This is a genomic window from Amycolatopsis sp. NPDC114484 (assembly GCF_055633755.1).
Genome location: NZ_JBVKDQ010000002.1, coordinates 369,438 through 385,946 on the forward strand (window position 1 = coordinate 369,438; position 16,509 = coordinate 385,946).

11 protein-coding genes and 1 pseudogene are annotated in these 16,509 nt (G+C 70.2%); 2 read left to right on the forward strand and 10 right to left on the reverse strand.

What is annotated here, in order from left to right; translation table 11 throughout:
• The first annotated feature begins 154 nt into the window (after positions 1-154).
• Positions 155-2,434 (forward strand): ATP-binding protein, encoded by a 2,280-nt coding sequence (locus tag ACZ7SW_RS07665; RefSeq protein ID WP_470229590.1) that lies wholly within the window; start codon positions 155-157, stop codon positions 2,432-2,434.
• A gap of 94 nt (positions 2,435-2,528) precedes the next feature.
• On the opposite strand, the gene ACZ7SW_RS07670 is transcribed toward ACZ7SW_RS07665, so the two are convergent.
• The 6 genes and pseudogenes from ACZ7SW_RS07670 to ACZ7SW_RS07695 all read right to left on the reverse strand — a co-directional run bounded on the left by ACZ7SW_RS07670 (position 2,529) and on the right by ACZ7SW_RS07695 (position 10,030).
• Positions 2,529-3,182, reverse strand: coding sequence for a cutinase family protein (locus ACZ7SW_RS07670; protein WP_470229591.1), 654 nt, complete (start codon positions 3,180-3,182; stop codon positions 2,529-2,531).
• 65 nt (positions 3,183-3,247) lie between these two features.
• Positions 3,248-5,683 (reverse strand): penicillin acylase family protein, encoded by a 2,436-nt coding sequence (locus ACZ7SW_RS07675; protein ID WP_470229592.1) that lies wholly within the window; start codon positions 5,681-5,683, stop codon positions 3,248-3,250.
• A 69-nt stretch (positions 5,684-5,752) separates the two neighbouring features.
• Positions 5,753-6,811, reverse strand: a complete 1,059-nt coding sequence (locus tag ACZ7SW_RS07680; RefSeq protein ID WP_470229593.1) for an alpha/beta hydrolase — start codon at positions 6,809-6,811, stop codon at positions 5,753-5,755.
• Between the two features lie 193 nt (positions 6,812-7,004).
• On the reverse strand, positions 7,005-8,774 hold the full coding sequence (locus tag ACZ7SW_RS07685) for a chloride channel protein (protein WP_470229594.1): 1,770 nt from the start codon (positions 8,772-8,774) through the stop codon (positions 7,005-7,007).
• A gap of 112 nt (positions 8,775-8,886) precedes the next feature.
• A pseudogene (locus ACZ7SW_RS07690) lies at positions 8,887-9,579 on the reverse strand (SLC13 family permease); the annotation flags it as partial.
• Between the two features lie 4 nt (positions 9,580-9,583).
• The gene (locus ACZ7SW_RS07695; protein ID WP_470229595.1) at positions 9,584-10,030 is read right to left on the reverse strand and encodes a CBS domain-containing protein; all 447 of its coding nucleotides are present in this window, start codon (positions 10,028-10,030) and stop codon (positions 9,584-9,586) included.
• 353 nt (positions 10,031-10,383) lie between these two features.
• Here ACZ7SW_RS07695 and ACZ7SW_RS07700 point away from each other — a divergent pair, with 353 nt between their 5' ends.
• On the forward strand, positions 10,384-11,121 hold the full coding sequence (locus ACZ7SW_RS07700) for a CPBP family intramembrane glutamic endopeptidase (RefSeq protein WP_470229596.1): 738 nt from the start codon (positions 10,384-10,386) through the stop codon (positions 11,119-11,121).
• Between the two features lie 294 nt (positions 11,122-11,415).
• On the opposite strand, the gene ACZ7SW_RS07705 is transcribed toward ACZ7SW_RS07700, so the two are convergent.
• The 4 genes from ACZ7SW_RS07705 to ACZ7SW_RS07720 all read right to left on the reverse strand — a co-directional run bounded on the left by ACZ7SW_RS07705 (position 11,416) and on the right by ACZ7SW_RS07720 (position 16,420).
• On the reverse strand, positions 11,416-12,402 hold the full coding sequence (locus ACZ7SW_RS07705) for an Acg family FMN-binding oxidoreductase (RefSeq protein WP_470229597.1): 987 nt from the start codon (positions 12,400-12,402) through the stop codon (positions 11,416-11,418).
• Positions 12,403-12,555: 153 nt separating this feature from the next.
• Positions 12,556-14,916, reverse strand: coding sequence for a phosphoketolase family protein (locus tag ACZ7SW_RS07710; protein WP_470229598.1), 2,361 nt, complete (start codon positions 14,914-14,916; stop codon positions 12,556-12,558).
• Positions 14,913-15,809, reverse strand: coding sequence for a universal stress protein (locus ACZ7SW_RS07715; RefSeq protein ID WP_470229599.1), 897 nt, complete (start codon positions 15,807-15,809; stop codon positions 14,913-14,915). The genes ACZ7SW_RS07710 and ACZ7SW_RS07715 overlap by 4 nt, the downstream gene beginning before the upstream one ends.
• Positions 15,806-16,420 carry a CBS domain-containing protein gene (locus ACZ7SW_RS07720; RefSeq protein ID WP_470229600.1) on the reverse strand — a complete coding sequence of 205 codons (615 nt, stop codon included), beginning with the start codon at positions 16,418-16,420 and terminating at the stop codon, positions 15,806-15,808. The genes ACZ7SW_RS07715 and ACZ7SW_RS07720 overlap by 4 nt, the downstream gene beginning before the upstream one ends.
• Between the last annotated feature and the right edge of the window lie 89 nt (positions 16,421-16,509).

The following is a 16,509-nucleotide window of genomic DNA, read 5'->3' on the forward strand; positions in this document are numbered from 1 at the left end:
CATCGGGTTCGAGCACCACTACGGACGTTGCGCGCCCGGACACCCTCCGCAACCATTACGAGGAGGGCCGCGCGAAGGCGCTCACAACTCGATACGAGTCGGGACGCCGCGCTTGGCGTCCTGTTCCTCAACCAGCCAGCGAGGGGGAGACGAGTTGGCAGGCCGGTTCGGCGTGCTGCTGCGGCAACTGCGGCAAGCTGCGCGGCTGACCCAGGAGCGGCTCGCGGAGCGCTCCGGGGTGTCCGTCCGCTCCATCAGGAGGTTCGAGCTCGGACAGGGCGGCGAACCCCGCATGGCCACGGCGCGGCTGCTGGCCGGCGCCCTGTGCCCGAGCCCCGCTCAACGGCACGAACTGCTGGCCGCGGCCCTGACCGGGACCGCGGAAGACCCCCAGGTCGCGGTCAGCTCGGCACCGCGGCAATTGCCCGCCCAAACCGGAATGTTCGTCGGCCGGGGCGCCGAATTGGCGGCCGTGGACAAGGCTTTCGGAGCGCTCGGGTCGAGCGGGCTGGCAGTGGTCTCCGCGATCGGCGGGGGCGGAGTGGGCAAGACCTGGCTGGCGCTGCGCTGGGCTTACGCCAACGCGGAACAGTTCCCCGACGGGCAGCTGTTCGTGGACCTGCGCGGCTTTACGCCCCAAGACAATCCGATGACGGCGCGGGAGGCCGTCCGGGTGCTCCTGGGTTCTTTCGACATCGAACCGGCCTCCCTCCCTCCTGACCTGGCGTCCCAGACGGCCTTGTACCGCAGCCTGACCGCCGGCAAACGGATGGTGATCGTGCTGGACAACGCCCGCGATACCGAGCAGGTCGCGCCGCTGCTGCCCGGCGGCTCGTCCTGCGCGGTGCTCGTCACCAGCCGCGACCGGCTGACCGGTCTCGTCGCCGCCCACGGCGCGACGCCAGTGCCCTTGGACGTGCTCAGCCCGGCCGACGCCCGGCACCTGCTGGCGAGCCGCCTCGGACACGATCGGCTCGCTGCCGAGCCGGAGGCCGCCGCCGAACTTCTGTCCTGCTGCGCCGGACTGCCGCTGGCGCTGGCCGTGGTTTCCGCCCGTGCTGCCGTCCGACCCTCCTTCCCGCTCGAAGCGCTGGCAGCTGAACTGCGCGATACCTCGGACAGGTTGGACACGCTCGACGCCGACGACACCGCGGCCAGCGTCCGCGCCTCGCTCTCCTGGACGCACGGCGCACTTACCGCTGAGCAGGCGACGGTGTTCGCACTGCTGGGTCTGGCACCCGGTCCGGACATCGGCGTGCCCGCCGCGGCCGGGCTCGCCGGCCTGCCCGAGGACGAGACCGGCGAGGTGCTTCGGGCGCTGGAGCAGGTCTCCCTCGTCCAGCACCATCTGCCTGGCCGGTATCGGATGCACGACCTGGTCAAGCTCCACGCCGAGGCCACCGCCCGCCGCGATCTGCCCGAGCACACGAGGGACGCCGCGCTGCGACGCCTGGTCGAGCATTACCTGCACACCGCGGCCGGAAGCGGCCACCTGCTCGACCCGCACCGCCAGCCAGTCCGGCTCGCTCCCCCGGCGCCCGGCTGCTGCCCGCGCCCGCCCGCCGATCGGGTGGCGACCATTCGATGGTTCGACGCCGAACACGCCAATCTGCTTGCCGCCCAACGCCTCGCGGCCGAACACGGCTGGCACCGCGAGGTGTGGCAGATGGCCTGGGCGCTCACCCCGTCCGTCCACCGCAGAGGGCACAACTACGATTCGCTCGCGGTCTGGTCGGCCGCGGCGGCCTCCGCCCACCGGCTCGCCGACCCGGTCGCCGAGAGCCTCTCCCGGCGGTTCCTCGGGTGGACCTGCGCCCTGCTCGACCGGCACGACGACGCTTCGGACCACTTGCACCGCGCCGTCGCCCTGGCCGAGGAGTCCGGCGATCCACTCAGCCAGGGCCACGCTTTCCGCTTCCTCGCGGCGGCCTGCGATCAACAGGGAGACCATCGCCGGGCACTTCGGCACGAGCGCGCCGCCCTCGTTTTCTTCGACACGCTGGACATGCCCGCCTGGCAGGGAGACGTGCTCAACATGATGGGCTGGAGCGCGGCTCTGCTCGGCGAACTCGACGAGGCCCGCGCCCACTGCGAGGCCGCGCTCGCCCTGCTTCGCCGTCATCGCCACCCGATCTCCGAATCCAACACCCTCGACAGCCTCGGCTACATCGCCCACCAGCGCGGCGACCACGCACTGGCCCTCGACTACTACCGGCAAGCACTCGCCCTCTGCCGCGATGAGGGCCACGCCTTCTTCGAAGCCGAAGCTCTCGACGGGCTCGGGCACCCGTATCTCGCCCTCGGGAGCCGCGAGCAGGCCCGTGCGGTCTGGCGGCAAGCCCTGGCGCTTTACCGGACCCAGCACCGCACAGATCGCGCCGACTATGTCCAACGGCAACTGGCTGCCCTCGACAACGACGCCGACCCGCGCTGACCCACTGCGGACACAAACGCGGCCCCGCGCGAGGCGCGCCAGAATTTCCGCGCCGGTGCCCCCGGCGCAGGGCCGGGGGCACCGTTCTGCTTGCTTACCAGGGCATCCAAACGCCGTTGTACCACTGCTCATTGGCGTCGTCGTTGTGGTGGTTGCCGTCGAAATCGACGTCGTAGTGGTTGATGTGATCGGCCGGGTACCCCAGCGGGTTGGCGGAGGTGTCGCAGACGTAGTCCACCGTGCAGATCGATTTGACCGGCACATTGCCGAAGAACCGGTCGACCCCGGCGAGCGGCGCTCCGACCGCGGGGCCGAACACGCCCGTTCCGCCGTCGGCTCCCGGAGGTCCCTGCCGTTTGGGATCGGCGACGAGAATGGCGTTGACGTTGTCGAACGACATCCAGTTCGTGGTGACCCAGACGTGCACCACCGCGGCGCCCATGGAGTAACCCATCATTTTGACGTGCTGGCCCGGGCACGCCGCGCGTTGTTCGCGGACCAATCGGTTCAACTCGTTGACCCCGGCCTGGGTGCTGGCGCCGTTGGGGATGTCGGTCGGATACCCGACGTGCTGCGTGACGTTGAAGAAACGGTCGTCCCACCAATGGCTCCGCCATCCGCCGACGGCTATCGAGTACGTCCCGTCGCACGGCGCCGTGTCGGCATGCGCGGACGGTCCGGTCACGAGCGAAAGCCCCGTGATCGCGAGTAACCCCGTCAGCAGCATCGCGATGTTCTTCTTCCTCATTCGACCCTCTCCGTTCGATGGCTTTTCAGTGGCTGTTCGGATCCTCCGGAACCGATCATCGGTTCTCAGTTCAGGACCACGACTTTCAGCGCGGGCGAGGCCGCGATCTGGTCTTCGGTGAACCGCTCGGGCACCCATTGCCCCGCCGAGAACAGTTTTGTCTGGTCGGCGTAGTGCGGCGAGGTCGGATCGGCCGACTGGGAGTAGGTCAGCACCGAGGAGGCCTGCGGCGGTCCCTCAGCGGCGAACCGCACCTCCTGGACGAAGCTGGACCCGAAGACGACATCCGGTTTGCCGTCGCCGTTCTGGCCCGGACTGATCACGTTCAGCACGCCCAGTTCGGAGAGCGAGCCGTGCACCGGGATCTGCTCGCCGTTGCGAGTGACCTTCTGGATGTCCGACAGCGGGGCGCCGAGCGGGATGCCGGCGTTGCGCAGCGCGAGGACCGCGCGGCCGAACGCGTCGTGCACCGCGGAGTTGCCGGTGTCGAGCGAATTGGGGGTGTGCACCGGATCCTGGGGATCGAAGGGGACCCGCCACGGAACGCTTGCGAACAGGTTGCCCCCGGACAGGGAGAACCAGAAGTTCTCGAACAGCCACGATCCCCGGCTGTCGACGGTGTAGCTGTGGTCCTTCCAGCCGGCGAGGATCGGGCACGCCTCGCTCACGTTCACCAGGACGCCGTCGACCAGGATGAGCCCGAAGGGAAGGTCGCGGCACATCGACACCACGGAATCGAGAGCCAGATCGGCGGCCCGGCTGTGGTCGGCGAACAGCAGCTGCCGCATGGTCTCCGGGGTGAATCCCCGGCCGGGCAAGCCGTCGGCGCCGTTGATCCGGTTCTGCGCGGTCAAGATCAGCTGCTGGGTGCGCAGCGATCGCGGCGTCGTCGAATCGCCCATGACCCGGGGATAGGCCAAGGGCTGGGCCGGATTGGCCAGCCACGGGCTGTCGTTGGCGTTGCCGACGAAGTCGGGCCGGATCAGCCGCGGCTGCCGGTGCGGGTCCAGCACGCCGGGGGCGGCCGCGTTCGGGTCGTTGGGCCAGTCGCATTCGCCGCGCTTGCCGTCGAAGATGGAGATCGGCGGCACGTTAGGCAGCTTCACCTGGTTGAACAGCAACTGGCCGGTCAGGGTGAGACACGACTGCGCGTGCTCGTCGGTGATGTTCGGCGCGGCCTGGATGTCCGCGTACAGCGCGTTGCCTCCGCGATCGGCGGCGACGGTGTTGAAGAACGGAACTCCCTGTGTCCGCTCCAGGGTGTCGACCACGTCGTGCACGTCCTTGGCCTGATCGAGGTGGAACCAGGTGTTCAACGCCCGGAGGTTGTCCATGTTCACGTCGCGGACCGCGTGCGCGCTGACCGTCCAGGGCAGCGGAACGCCCTGGAGCGAAGTGGTGATCGGGCCGTACCGGGTCGACCACAGCGTCCTGGCGACCGTGCCGACGGAACCGTCCTTGTTCAGCACCTCGACGCTGACCTGCTGCGAGGTCATGTTCTCCCATTTGCCGTCGACCAGGTAAACGGTCGGGTGCAGCGGATCCACCTGCACGTCGAAAAGCCCGAACGGGGCGACTGTCGCGACCGTGTGGCTCCACGCGACGTCGTTGTTGTGCCCGATGTTCACCGCGGGGAACCCGAGCAGGCTGGCACCGGAGACGTCGACCTGACCGGGGATCGTCAGCTGGCTTTGCCACATGCGGTTCTTGCCCTGCCACGGGAAATGCGGGTTGGCCAGCAGCATGCCGGTGCCCCCGGCCACGCCTTGCGAACCGACTGCCAGCGCGTTGCTGCCTATCCCCTGCCGACGGTTGGCGGCCATCGCGTCGGCGATCCGCCGGGCGGTTTCCTCCGCGGGGAGTGCTCGCGGCGACGCCGCGACCCCCAGGGGCGCGGCGTTCACCTCGCCGTCCAGCAGCGGCTCGGCGCTGCCCATGATGATCTCGGCGTGCGCATGCCGGTAAACGTCCGATTCCGTGATGGGACGGACCCAGGCCGCACCCCGGCAGGCCGGGTCGGAGATGTTGCTTGCCCCGGTCTCGGCCAGGTACCGGTTGTACCCCTGGACGTAGCCGCGAATGGCTTCCTTCACGCTCGGCTCCGGCCCGTCCGGGGCCGGCTTGGCGACCAAGCGCTCGACGACGTGATTGTCGTTGATGCGCTGGAAGTACAGATCGCTGTTGAGATTGGTGGTGGTGTCCTGGTGCTCCCCCGGACTCGCTTTGCCGTCGGGACCCAGGAACCGGGATCTCCGGCCGTTGACCGTCAGGTAGGTGTCGGCCAAAGTGCAGATGTTGTCCTTCGCCGCGGCGTATCCGTATCCTTCGCCGATTCCTTCCCAGTTCGACGCGATGATGTGCGGGATGCCGTACTCGGTGTACCGGATCGTCGGCTTGTGGTCCGTCGCCATCGCCGGGAACGCCGCCGTCGTCGCGGCCAGCAATACCGCGGCCGGGAAAACGAACAACCGTCCGGGTCTGGTTCTCCTCCTGCTCGCCATCGAACCGTCCTTCCTCGCGGTTAAGGCGATCTCAGCGGATTGTTTTCGGTGCCAGAGATTTCCGGAAGCTCAAGCGGCGAACGTCTTTTCCAGGCGCGGGAGGTAATCGACGAGGTCCTGTTCCCAGCAGTGGCTGTTGTGGCCGCCGTTGCAGCCAGTGCCCCAATTCGCTCCGTTGCCGTAATCGACGTAGTAGTAGGGCAGACGCAGCGCGTCGAGGTGGTCCTTGACGTGCTTCGCCGCTCCCTCCAGCCAGAATTCCAGCGCGTCGTTGTTGCCGACGTAGATCGAGACTCCGACGCCGGCCAGTCTGTCCACGTGAGTCGACGGGTCGACGGCGTTCCACAGCCGATCGGCGTCGAATACCGGGTAGGGCGAGCCGAACAGAGCGTCGCTGTCCACGCCAGGCGCGTAGGAATCCTGGGTACAATTGTCGGTACCGGACGCGGAAGCGCAGATCGCGCCGACAGCGTTGGTCACCGTGGCGACAGCGACCATTCGCAGGTCCATCGAGTCCACTGACATGTCGATGTCCCCGGAGAGCGAAGCGACCTGGCCGAACAGGTCCGGGCGGTCCTCGGCGTAGTGCAAGGCGCCGAATCCGCCCATCGACACCCCCGCGACCGCGCGGCCGTTTTTGGCGGCGATGGTGCGCAGGTTGGCGTCGACGAACGGAATCACCTGGTCGAGGTGGAAGTTCTCCCAGTTCTGCGCGCCGAGGACGGTGTTCTGGTCGCGCCAGTTGGCGTACCAGCCGCGGTGGCCGCCGTCCGGGACGACGATGATCATCGAGGCGGACGAGGCCAGCGCCGGATAGTTCTGGGCGGCCGGGTCGTCCGGGGATCCGTGCAGGAAGTACAGCACCGGATAACGCTGGGCCGGGTGGGAGCCGTAGCCGGCCGGGAGAATGATCTTGAGGTGGTGCTGGCCCGCGACCTGTCCGGTGGTCACGGTGAGGACGAAAGCAGTGCCGGTTCCGGTCGCCGAGCCGACCTGGGTCAGGCCGAATCCGTCGGAAAAGACAGGCGGGACCGACTCGTCGGCGTGCGCGGCGGGAGGGGCCAGCACGGCGAGAGCTGCCACGACGGCGGCGGCCAGCCGGGCAAGGACGCGCGGCAGGGATCTCACCGGAGGGGTCCATGTTCAACGCGGAGCGCCAGTATGGGCATGCGGCCAAGGATCGCCGTCCGGTGCCCGGCCATGCCAGGCCACGAACCGGCCACTTTCGGCCGATCACGAGCCAGGCGCTCAGTTCCTATGGCCTCCTATGGCCGATGCGTGCCCGTCGAGGTCAGCGGCTCGCTCTTCCGGCCCGTCGCACTCAACTGCCGTGCGCGGCGGGTTCCAGCGCGGACAGCACCGACTGGTGCGTGATCCACCCGGTCAGCTCATCGGTTCCGGTCAGCACCGGAAGACCGGTGCCCGGGGCCTGAGCCAGCGCGTCGAGCGCGTCGGCGAGCGTGGAGTCGCTCGTCACGAGCGGGGGCAGCTCCGCGAGGTCCCCGACCCGGCCCTCATGGTCCTCGGCCACCGCCTCGGCGACCGCGCGGGCGGTGGCGCAGCCCTGGTACCGGCCGTCCTCGTCGATCACCGGCAGGATTCCGTGGCCCGACAGCGCCAGCGCGTGTGCGGCCAGCTCCAGCGGCAGGTTCTCGCGCAACGGCTCCGGCAGAGGTTCGGTGACCGCGGAAACCTTGGTGTCGGCCAGCCGCCGCGCGGAGGGATGTTTGTCCAGATCGATGCCTCGGCGGCGGAGCTTGAGCGTGTAGATCGTGTCCCGGCTCAGCGTCCGGCTCACGGCGGTGGCGATCACGATCGCGGTCAGCATCGGGAGGATCACCGTGTACTGCCCGGTCAGCTCGAACAGCACGATCACCGCCGTGATCGGGGCCCGCGCCGCGCCCGCGAACGCCGCGCCCATCCCGATCAGCCCGTACACCCCCGGCGACGCGGTGACCGACGGCAGCCACGCGTGCACCCCGATCCCGAACGCCGTGCCCGCCATCGCGCCGATGAACAGCGACGGCGCGAACACCCCGCCCGACCCGCCGATCCCGATCGTCAGGCTGGTCGCGACGATCTTCCCCAGCATGAGCACCACCAGGAACCCGAAGACGTACTTGCCCTCGACCGCGTTCCGCAGCACCGGGTAGCCCACCCCGTACATCTGCGGCAGCGCCAGCAGCAGCCCGCCGAGGAAGATCCCGCCGACGGCCGGGCGCAGCCACTCCGGGCCCCGCCACAGCCGGTCGCACAGGTCCTCGATCCAGTACAGCACCCGGGTGAACAGCACCCCGCACGCGCCGACGACCAGCCCCAGCGCCACGAACAGCAGATACTCCACCGGATTCCGCGACGTGAACGGCGGCAGATCCAGGAACGGCGCGTTCCCCAGCACCGCCCGCCCGACGACGCTCGCCGTCACGCTCGCGAGCACCACCGCCCCGAACGACTCGGCGGCGAAATCGCGCAGGATCAGCTCCATCGCGAAGAACGGACCGGCCAGCGGCGCGTTGAAGGTCGCCGCGATCCCGCCCGCCGCACCGCACGCCACCAGCACCCGCAGCCGCGACTCCGGCAACCGCGCCGCCCGGCCCAGCGCCGATCCCAGCGCGGACCCGATCTGCACGATCGGCCCCTCCCGGCCGACCGAACCGCCGGAGCCGATCGTCAACGCCGACGCCAGCGCCTTCACCACGCTCACCCGCACCGGAATCCGCCCGCCCCGCTCGGCGACGGCGTACATCACCTCCGGCACCCCGTGCCCGCGCGCCTCCGGCGCGAACCGGTACACCAGCGGCCCGTACACCAAACCCGCCAGCACCGGGGCCAGCAACAGGAACCACGGCCCCAGCTCCGGAAACCACGAATGCGCCGCCCGCCCGGCCGCCGAATAGTCCTCGTGCCCGGAAAACACGTGCGTGAACGTGGTGATCAGCCACCGGAACACCACCGCGCCCAGCCCCGCGCCCGCGCCGATCAGCACCGCCAGCCCCACCAGCCCGGTCCGGCTCTCCCGCACCCACTGGCCCACCGGCGGCCGCGCCGACACGACCAGCCCGCGTTGCCCCGCACTCTCACCCGACAACATCAGTGCAGTATGCAACAATTGCGCACGGACATGGTTGCGGGATCGCTCACACCCGGCGATCTCCTCGGCGCAGCAAGGATTTCCGTCCGTTTTGCCCGGAAACCGCGTTACGTCAGAACACGAAGTAGCGCAGCCACAGGTACGGCGCGGCGACCAGCACGGTGATCAGCGTGACGACCGCGCCCTTCTTGGTGAATTCCCAGAACGAAATCGGCGCGCCCGCGCGGGCGGCGAGGCCCAGCACCACGACGTTCGCGCTGGCCCCGACCGCAGTCATGTTGCCGCCGAAGTCCGCGCCGAGCGCCAGCGACCACCACAGGGCGTCGGAATGCGCGGGGTCGGGGATGTCGTGGGTGAGCGCGAGCACGAGCGGGCTCATCGTTGCCACGTAAGGGATATTGTCGATCACGCCGGACAGCAGCGCGGACACCCCGAGGATCAGGAAGACCGCCAGCAGCGCGTTCCCGCCGGTGGCGCCGGCGGCGAGCTTCGCGAGCCAGTCGATCACGCCGGTCTTGACCAGCGCCCCGATCATGATGAACAGCCCCGCGAAGAACAGCAGGGTTTCCCATTCGACCCCGTCCAGATACTGCTTGGGCGGCGTGCCCGAGAGCAGCACGAGCAGGCCCGCGCCCAGCAAGGCGACGACCGACGGGTCCAGGTGCACCACCGAATGCAGCACGAACCCGGCGAACACCAGCAGCAGCACGGCACCGGATTTGATCAGCAGCTTCGGCTGCCGGATCGCCTCGCGTTCGTTGAGCGCCATGACGTCGGCGACCCGCTGCGGGTCGACCGTGAACGAGCGGTCAGCGAGGCGTCAGCGCGTGCTCCAGCAGCCGCGACGCGGAAATCACGCCGAGCAACGTCCGGTCCCGCATGACCGCCACCAGCGGGCAGCGCAGCCGGGCCATCATCGCGGCGACCTCCAGGATCGTGTCGTCCCCGTCCGCCCTCGGCAGCTCGCGCGGTTCGTCGGGCAGCAGCTGGCGCACCGTCCGCCCGCCCAGCTTGTCCGCTACCCGGTCCGCCATCGACTCGCTGAGCACCCCGGCCAGCGACGGATCGTCGCGCACGTACGGCGGAACCAGGAACTGCACGACGTCGGAGGCGGGCAGCACCGTATGCGGGCACCCGGACGCCTCCGTCACCACCAGCCCCGGCAGCCGGTGCTCGGCCAGCAGGCGCGCGGCCGCCAGCGCGTCCGAGTCGAGGTCGACGACCGGGAACTCCTCGGCCAGGTCCGCTGCGCGCATGCCCCCAGGCTACGGCGGGGCGGACGGTGCCGCCGGGACTCAGGAATTCTTTCCGCGCGCCTGACGCCATGGGGCTCCTCGGGGTCGACCGGACCGCCCGTCGCCCGGCTGGACACGGGCAGGCCGACCAGACTTCCCGGCACACCACGCGTAAAGATGCCGCAAAGACCGGCCCGGGGCAAACCGGGCGGGTACGCGGGAACCAGGACGGAACCCGTCGTCTTGCTTGGACGGTCTGCCAGCGCTTGATTCTCGGACTCGGTGGTCAGCGGGGAGCTGTAGTGACCGCCCGCGAAAGATCCACGTACGGTTCTCGTCGCCGTTGCCCCATTCCCCAGGCACACTGGCTCACGATGTCTTTCTCCGCGATCGCCCCGAAACAGCCGGAAGCCACCGCTGCCGGGCACCGAGCCCTCGCCGTCGGCGCCGCCGTCTCGCTGCTCGCGACGGCCACCGTGCTGGCCAATCGAGTACTGCCCGGCTGGGCCTATCCGGTCTGCGGCACGGTCACCGCGGCCGTGCTCCTTCTTCTCGCGCGCGTCACCGGGGTCCGCTGGGCGGAGATCGGGCTCAGCCGTCAGCAGGTGCGGCGGGCGCTGCGGTTCGGGCTGGGCGGCTTCGCCGGCGTGGCGCTGGGGTTCGGTCTCGCCGTCGCGATCCCGCCGCTGCGGGTGCTGTTCCACGACGGGCGGGTGGGCTCGCACGGATTCGGCCAGCTTGTGTGGCTGGCTCTGGTGCGGATCCCGTTCGGCACCGTGCTCGTCGAAGAAGTCGCCTTCCGCGGCGTGCTCCCGGCCTTGCTCGGCGCGGGCGAACGCTGGCGCTGGCGGCCCGTGCTCGGCGCGTCCGCGCTGTTCGGGCTGTGGCATCTGCTCCCGTCGCTCGCCCTCACCCAGAACGAAGCGGTGCGCCAGACCGTCGGCGGCCTGCCGCTCGCGGTCGTCTCGCTGCTGGCGATGCTCGCTGCGGCCGGAGTGGGCGTGTTTCTCTGCTGGTGGCGCTACCTCGGCCGCGGTCTGCTCGCCCCGGCGCTCGTGCACGTGGCCACGAACTCGGGCGGACTGGTGCTCGCTTGGGCGGTCGCCCGCTAAAACGCCACGCTCAGGGATGGGGGGTGTTTCTCCAGTTCTGCGGTCAATGCCAAGCCAGCGAAGACCCAGCGGCGGCCGCGCACGGGACCGCGGCCAGCAACCGCCGCGGCGAGAAAACCTGCTTGGAATCGATCCGAAGCCCGCGCCACTGAACCGGGTCCCGGAACGAGCAAGTGCCACCACCGCCTGACGTGGTCAGCCGACGATTCCATCTCTCGTGCCTTTCCTGCGGCCCCTCCCCCGGATCGCCCCGCGAGCGCGCCGTCCAAAGAAGAATCCCGCGCGCTGGAAGGATCACAACGCCGGGACCTCCGGCGAGCTGCGCACGGTCGTCACCTCGGCGACGGGCCGCCGCGCGGTCGTCCGGGTCGGCAGCCCGTACCCGATGCGCAGCAGCGTGTGCACGTGCCCAATGCCGCGGAAGACCGCGAGCAGCTGCGCCCGCGTGGACCGGGCCTCGAAGGGCTGCGACAGGAACGACGTCGCCAGGCCATCCGCGGTCGCGGTCAGCAGGACGCGTTCCATGATCATCCCGGCGCGGACGTCGGCCGCCGCGCCCTGGTCTCGGGTCAGCACCGCGGCCAGCACCGGATCCTGCTCGAACGGCCGCGGCGGGATAGAGCGGTTCTCGTGCGACGCGCGGAGCGACACCACGCCGGGGACGTCCGCGGGCGGACCGAACGCGGCAGTGGGGACGCCGTCCGGACATTCCGCCGCGCGACCTGTCCACTTCGCTGTCTCCGTTTGGAAGTTCGCGTCGGTGGCCTGCTCGGTTTCCGCCCGCCGGACGAGCGCGGACACCTGGGAGTAGCGGCCCGAACCGTCCAGGAACTCCAGCTGGCCGCCCTCGCCCAGCGCGGCCGAACGCAGCATCGCCCGCGCGGACGCCGGCACCGCCCGGTCGGACATCGGACGCCGGTTCGTGTGCCGCCGGAAGACCGCCTCGGCGAGCCGGCGGTCCAGAGTGGACGGACGGGTGTTCCCCTCGATCGAGACCACCGCCAGCAGATCGCGGTCAGCCGCGTCCGGAACGATCCGCACCCGGCTGCGCACGCCGTTGACCCGCAAGGCGAGCACCAGATTGCACACCGCCGCACCGCAGGACAGCCGAGCCTCTTGCCCGGCCGGGTCGGCGACCGGCAGGACGCGGTCCCGGTCCAGCCACACCTCGATCCGGGCGCCGTCGACGACGAACCGCCACGGCTGGGTGTTCTGCGGGGACGGAGCGCGCACGGCGGCCGCGAGCGCTTGGTCGACTACGAGCGGCAGGAAAACGTTCATCGCGGTCTCCGGGTGAAGGTGGGCACTGAACCGAGCGTCTCTCCCCGCGGGCTCGCGGAGTAGCGGAACCAGTCCCGAATTCGAGGGACCAACGGCCTCAGGGAACCCGGCGGTATCAGCCGCGCCGGAGCCGAGATGCCGCGGAAGCGGCGGTCACCGGCCCCACCATCGCCATTCCCGCACCTCCGGCAGATCCTCGCCGTGCTCGGTGATCCAGTGCCGGTGCCGTTCCTGCGTGCGCGTCATCCGCTGCCGCAGCGGGGCGGTCGTCGCGAGCAGTCCCGGTACCCGGTCCAGCACGTCGATCACCAGCTGGAACCGGTCCATCCGGTTGCGCACCAGCATGTCGAACGGCGTCGTCGTGGTGCCGTGTTCGGTGTAGCCGCGCACATGGAGCCCGGCGTGGTTCGTCCGGCGGTAGGCCAGCCGGTGGATCAGCCACGGGTATCCGTGGTAGGCGAAGATCACCGGACGGTCCGGGGTGAACAGCGCGTCGAACTCCCGGTCGCCCAGTCCGTGCGGGTGTTCGGCTTCCGGTTGCAGCCGCATCAGGTCGACCACGTTCACCACCCGGACCGCCAGTTCCGGCAGTTCCTCGCGCAGGATCGCCGCCGCGGCGAGGATTTCCAGCGTCGGGGCGTCGCCCGCGCACGCCAGTACGACGTCCGGTTCCCGGTCCACGTGCGTGCTCGCCCATTCCCAGATGCCCAGGCCGCGCGCGCAGTGCAGCCCGGCTTCCTCCGGGTCGAGCCAGTCCGGAGTCTCGTTCTTGCCCGCGACCACCACGTTCACGTAGTCCCGGCTGCGCAGGCAGTGCGCGGCCACTTCCAGGAGCGTGTTGGTGTCCGGCGGGAAGTACACCCGCACGACCTCCGGGGCCTTGTTCGCCACGTGGTCCACGAAACCCGGGTCCTGGTGGGAGAAACCGTTGTGGTCCTGTCGCCAGACGTGCGAGGTCAGCAGGTAGTTCAGCGACGCCACCGGCCGCCGCCACGGGATTTCGCGGTGCACCCGCAGCCATTTGACGTGCTGGTTCACCATCGAATCCACGATGTGCGCGAACGCCTCATAGCAGGAGAACAGCCCGTGCCTGCCGCTCAGCAGGTAGCCCTCCAGCCAGCCCTGGCACAGGTGTTCCGAGAGCACCTCCATCACGCGTCCGTCCGGCGCGAGGCGGTTGTCCAGCGGGCCGGCGGGCAGCTCCCACGTCTTCGCGGTCACGTCGTACACCGCGTCGAGCCGGTTCGACGCGGTTTCGTCCGGCCCGAACAGCCGGAAGTTCGCGCGTTCGGCGTTGCCGCGGAACACCTCCCGGAGGAAACGGCCCAGCACCCGGGTCGGTTCCGAGAGGCTCTCCCCTGCCGAAGCGACCTCCACCGCGTGCTCGGCGACCGGAGGCAGCGAGAGCGGGCGCAGCAGCACTCCGCCGTTCGCGTGCGGGTTCGCGCCCATTCTTCGCGAGCCGCACGGGATCAGCGCGGTGACCGCCGCGGCCGGGCGGCCCGCGGCGTCGAACAGCTCTTCCGGCCGGTAGGACCGCAGCCAGCTTTCCAGCTGCCGCAGGTGCGCCGGGTTCTCCCGGACCCGGGTCAGCGGGACCTGGTGCGCCCGCCAGGTCCCTTCGACCTGCTGACCGTCCACTGTGGCCGGTCCGGTCCAGCCTTTCGGCGACCGGAGCACGATCATCGGCCACGGTCCCGCGCCGTCGCGGCGGAGCAGGGCCAGATCGGCGACCACCGCGTCCAGCGCGGCGGCCATCGTCTGGTGCATCGCCGCCGGCTCGTCGCCCTCGACGTACACCGGGGCCCAGCCCGCGCCGCGCAGCAGCGAGTCCAATTCGGACGGCGGGATCCGGGACAGCACGGTCGGATTCGCGATCTTGTAGCCGTTCAGGTGCAGGATCGGCAGCACCGCGCCGTCGCGGCTCGGGTCGAGGAACCGGGTCGCCTGCCAGCTCGCCGCCAGCGGACCGGTCTCCGCCTCGCCGTCGCCGACGACGCACGCGACGAGCAGGCCCGGATTGTCGAACGCGGCGCCGAACGCGTGCGCGAGCGAGTAGCCCAGTTCGCCGCCCTCGTGGATCGAGCCGGGCACGTGCGGGGACACGTGGCTCGGCACCCCGCCCGGGAACGAGAACTGCCGGAACAGCCGGTCCATCCCCTCCTCGTCGCGCGAAACCTCCGGCCACAGTTCCGAATAGCTGCCCTCCAGCCAGGTGCTCGCGAGCAGCGCTGGGCCGCCGTGCCCCGGTCCGGTCACGAACATCGCGTCGAGGTCGTGGACCAGGATCGCGCGGTTGAGGTGGGCGTAGACGAAGTTCAGGCCGGGTGAGGTGCCCCAGTGCCCGAGCAGCCGGGGTTTGACCTGCCCGGCGGTCAGCGGTTCCCGCAGCAGCGGATTGCCCATCAGGTAGATCTGGCCCGCGGCGAGGTAGTTCGCGGCGCGCCACTGGGCGTCGACGCGCGCCAATTCCTCGTCGGTGAGCGTCGCGACGGTAACCTCGGTGGCCGTCACCGCTTCGGCTCCCGCACGACGAGCACCGGGCACGACGAGTGGTGCACCAGCGCCTGGCTGGTCGACCCCAGCAGCATCCCGGCGAACCCGCCGCGCCCGCGGCTGCCGACGACCAGCAGCCGCGCCCGGTCGGACTCGTCGAGCAGCACGTGCCGCGGCCGGTCCCGGACCAGCTTCCGCCGCACTTCGACGTCGGGGTATTTCTCCTGCCAGCCGGCGAGCCGCTGTGCCAGCAGCCGTTCCTCGGTCGGCTGCAGGGTTTCCCACTGCGGCATGAGCCGTGCCGAGCTCTCGGTCGAGTCGTAGACGACGTCGACCCAGGCGTGCACGGCGACCAGCGGGGCCTTCCGGAAGCTGGCCTCCTCGAACGCCGCCGCGATCGCCGCCTCGCTGTTCGGGCTGCCGTCGACACCGACGACCACCGGCCCGTCCTGCGGCACCGCGCCGTCACCGTGTTTCCCGCCGACCACCGCCACCGGACAACCGGCGTGACTCACCACCGCCGAGGTCGTGGCGCCCACGAGCATGCCGGTGAAACCACCGCTCCCGGCGCGGCCGAGCACGACCATCCGGGCTTTCTTGGAGCGGTCGATCAGCAGGGCCGGAGCCGAATCGGTGAACACCTCGCTGCGGACCTCGAGCGCGGGGTCCACGGACAACGCCAGCTCGCGCGCTTCGGCCGCGATGCGTTCGCCGTCCTGCTGGATGCCTTCGAAGAGCACCGTGCCGCCGGCGAGACCGCCGCCGTAGGCAAGCCCGGCCAGCTGCAGGCAATGCACCAGCTCCAGTTCGAGATCGCGCCCCACCGCCAGCCCGGCGGCCCAGCGGACCGCCGCCGCGGCGCCTTCCGACCCGTCGATCCCGACGAGCACCGTGCGAATCCGGTCAGTCATCGCCCCACCTCCTGTTCCGCGGACACGGTGTCCGCTCCGACCACGCCGGGCACCGCCAAGGCCAGCAGCGTCGCGACGTGGCGATCGGTTTCGTCGGCGTAGCGGTCGGCGATCCGCACGATCCCGTCGTGCACCTCGACCTCCCAGCGGCCCGTTCCGCCGTAGATCTCCAGGCGGTGCCGGACGTCCGCGGCGATCGCGTGGTCCTCCCTGGCGAGCACCCGCACGACGTCGCCGCGCGTGACGATGCCGATCACCCGGCTGCCGTCGACGATCGGCATCGCCCGGATCTGCGCGTCCACCAGTGCCTGGCACAGATCGGCGACGTCGGTGCCGGACGACATCGCGGTCGCCGGAGAGGTCATCACCGCACCGACGGTCGTTTCGGCCGTGCCGGGGTGGTGCGGACGGCGGTACTCCGACCGCGCGTCCGCCGGAATCCGGCCGCGGATCAGGTCGGCCTCGGTGACGATGCCGATCAACCGGTCGTCGTCGTCCACCACCGGCAGCGCCGTGAAACCGTGCTCGGAGAGAATTTCGGCCGCTTCCTTCGCGGGCGTCCACGAGTGGACTGTCCGCACCGGTGCGGACATCAGATCGCGTGCGCGCATCAGGTCCGTCCTTTCCTTGTGCTGCCTCGAAAATAGGCAACGGGACCGGTCCGGCACGCCGGTCCGGAGTCACCGGTGCGAAGGACCAA

Coding starts and splice junctions, on each gene's coding strand:
- ACZ7SW_RS07675 (WP_470229592.1), bottom strand. CDS start 5,683: ATGGCGAGCAGGAGGAGAACCAGACCCGGACGGTTGTTCGTTTTCCCG.
- ACZ7SW_RS07715 (WP_470229599.1), bottom strand. CDS start 15,809: ATGACTGACCGGATTCGCACGGTGCTCGTCGGGATCGACGGGTCGGAA.
- ACZ7SW_RS07685 (WP_470229594.1), bottom strand. CDS start 8,774: ATGTTGTCGGGTGAGAGTGCGGGGCAACGCGGGCTGGTCGTGTCGGCG.
- ACZ7SW_RS07695 (WP_470229595.1), bottom strand. CDS start 10,030: ATGCGCGCAGCGGACCTGGCCGAGGAGTTCCCGGTCGTCGACCTCGAC.
- ACZ7SW_RS07670 (WP_470229591.1), bottom strand. CDS start 3,182: ATGAGGAAGAAGAACATCGCGATGCTGCTGACGGGGTTACTCGCGATC.
- ACZ7SW_RS07720 (WP_470229600.1), bottom strand. CDS start 16,420: ATGCGCGCACGCGATCTGATGTCCGCACCGGTGCGGACAGTCCACTCG.
- ACZ7SW_RS07705 (WP_470229597.1), bottom strand. CDS start 12,402: ATGAACGTTTTCCTGCCGCTCGTAGTCGACCAAGCGCTCGCGGCCGCC.
- ACZ7SW_RS07700 (WP_470229596.1), top strand. CDS start 10,384: ATGTCTTTCTCCGCGATCGCCCCGAAACAGCCGGAAGCCACCGCTGCC.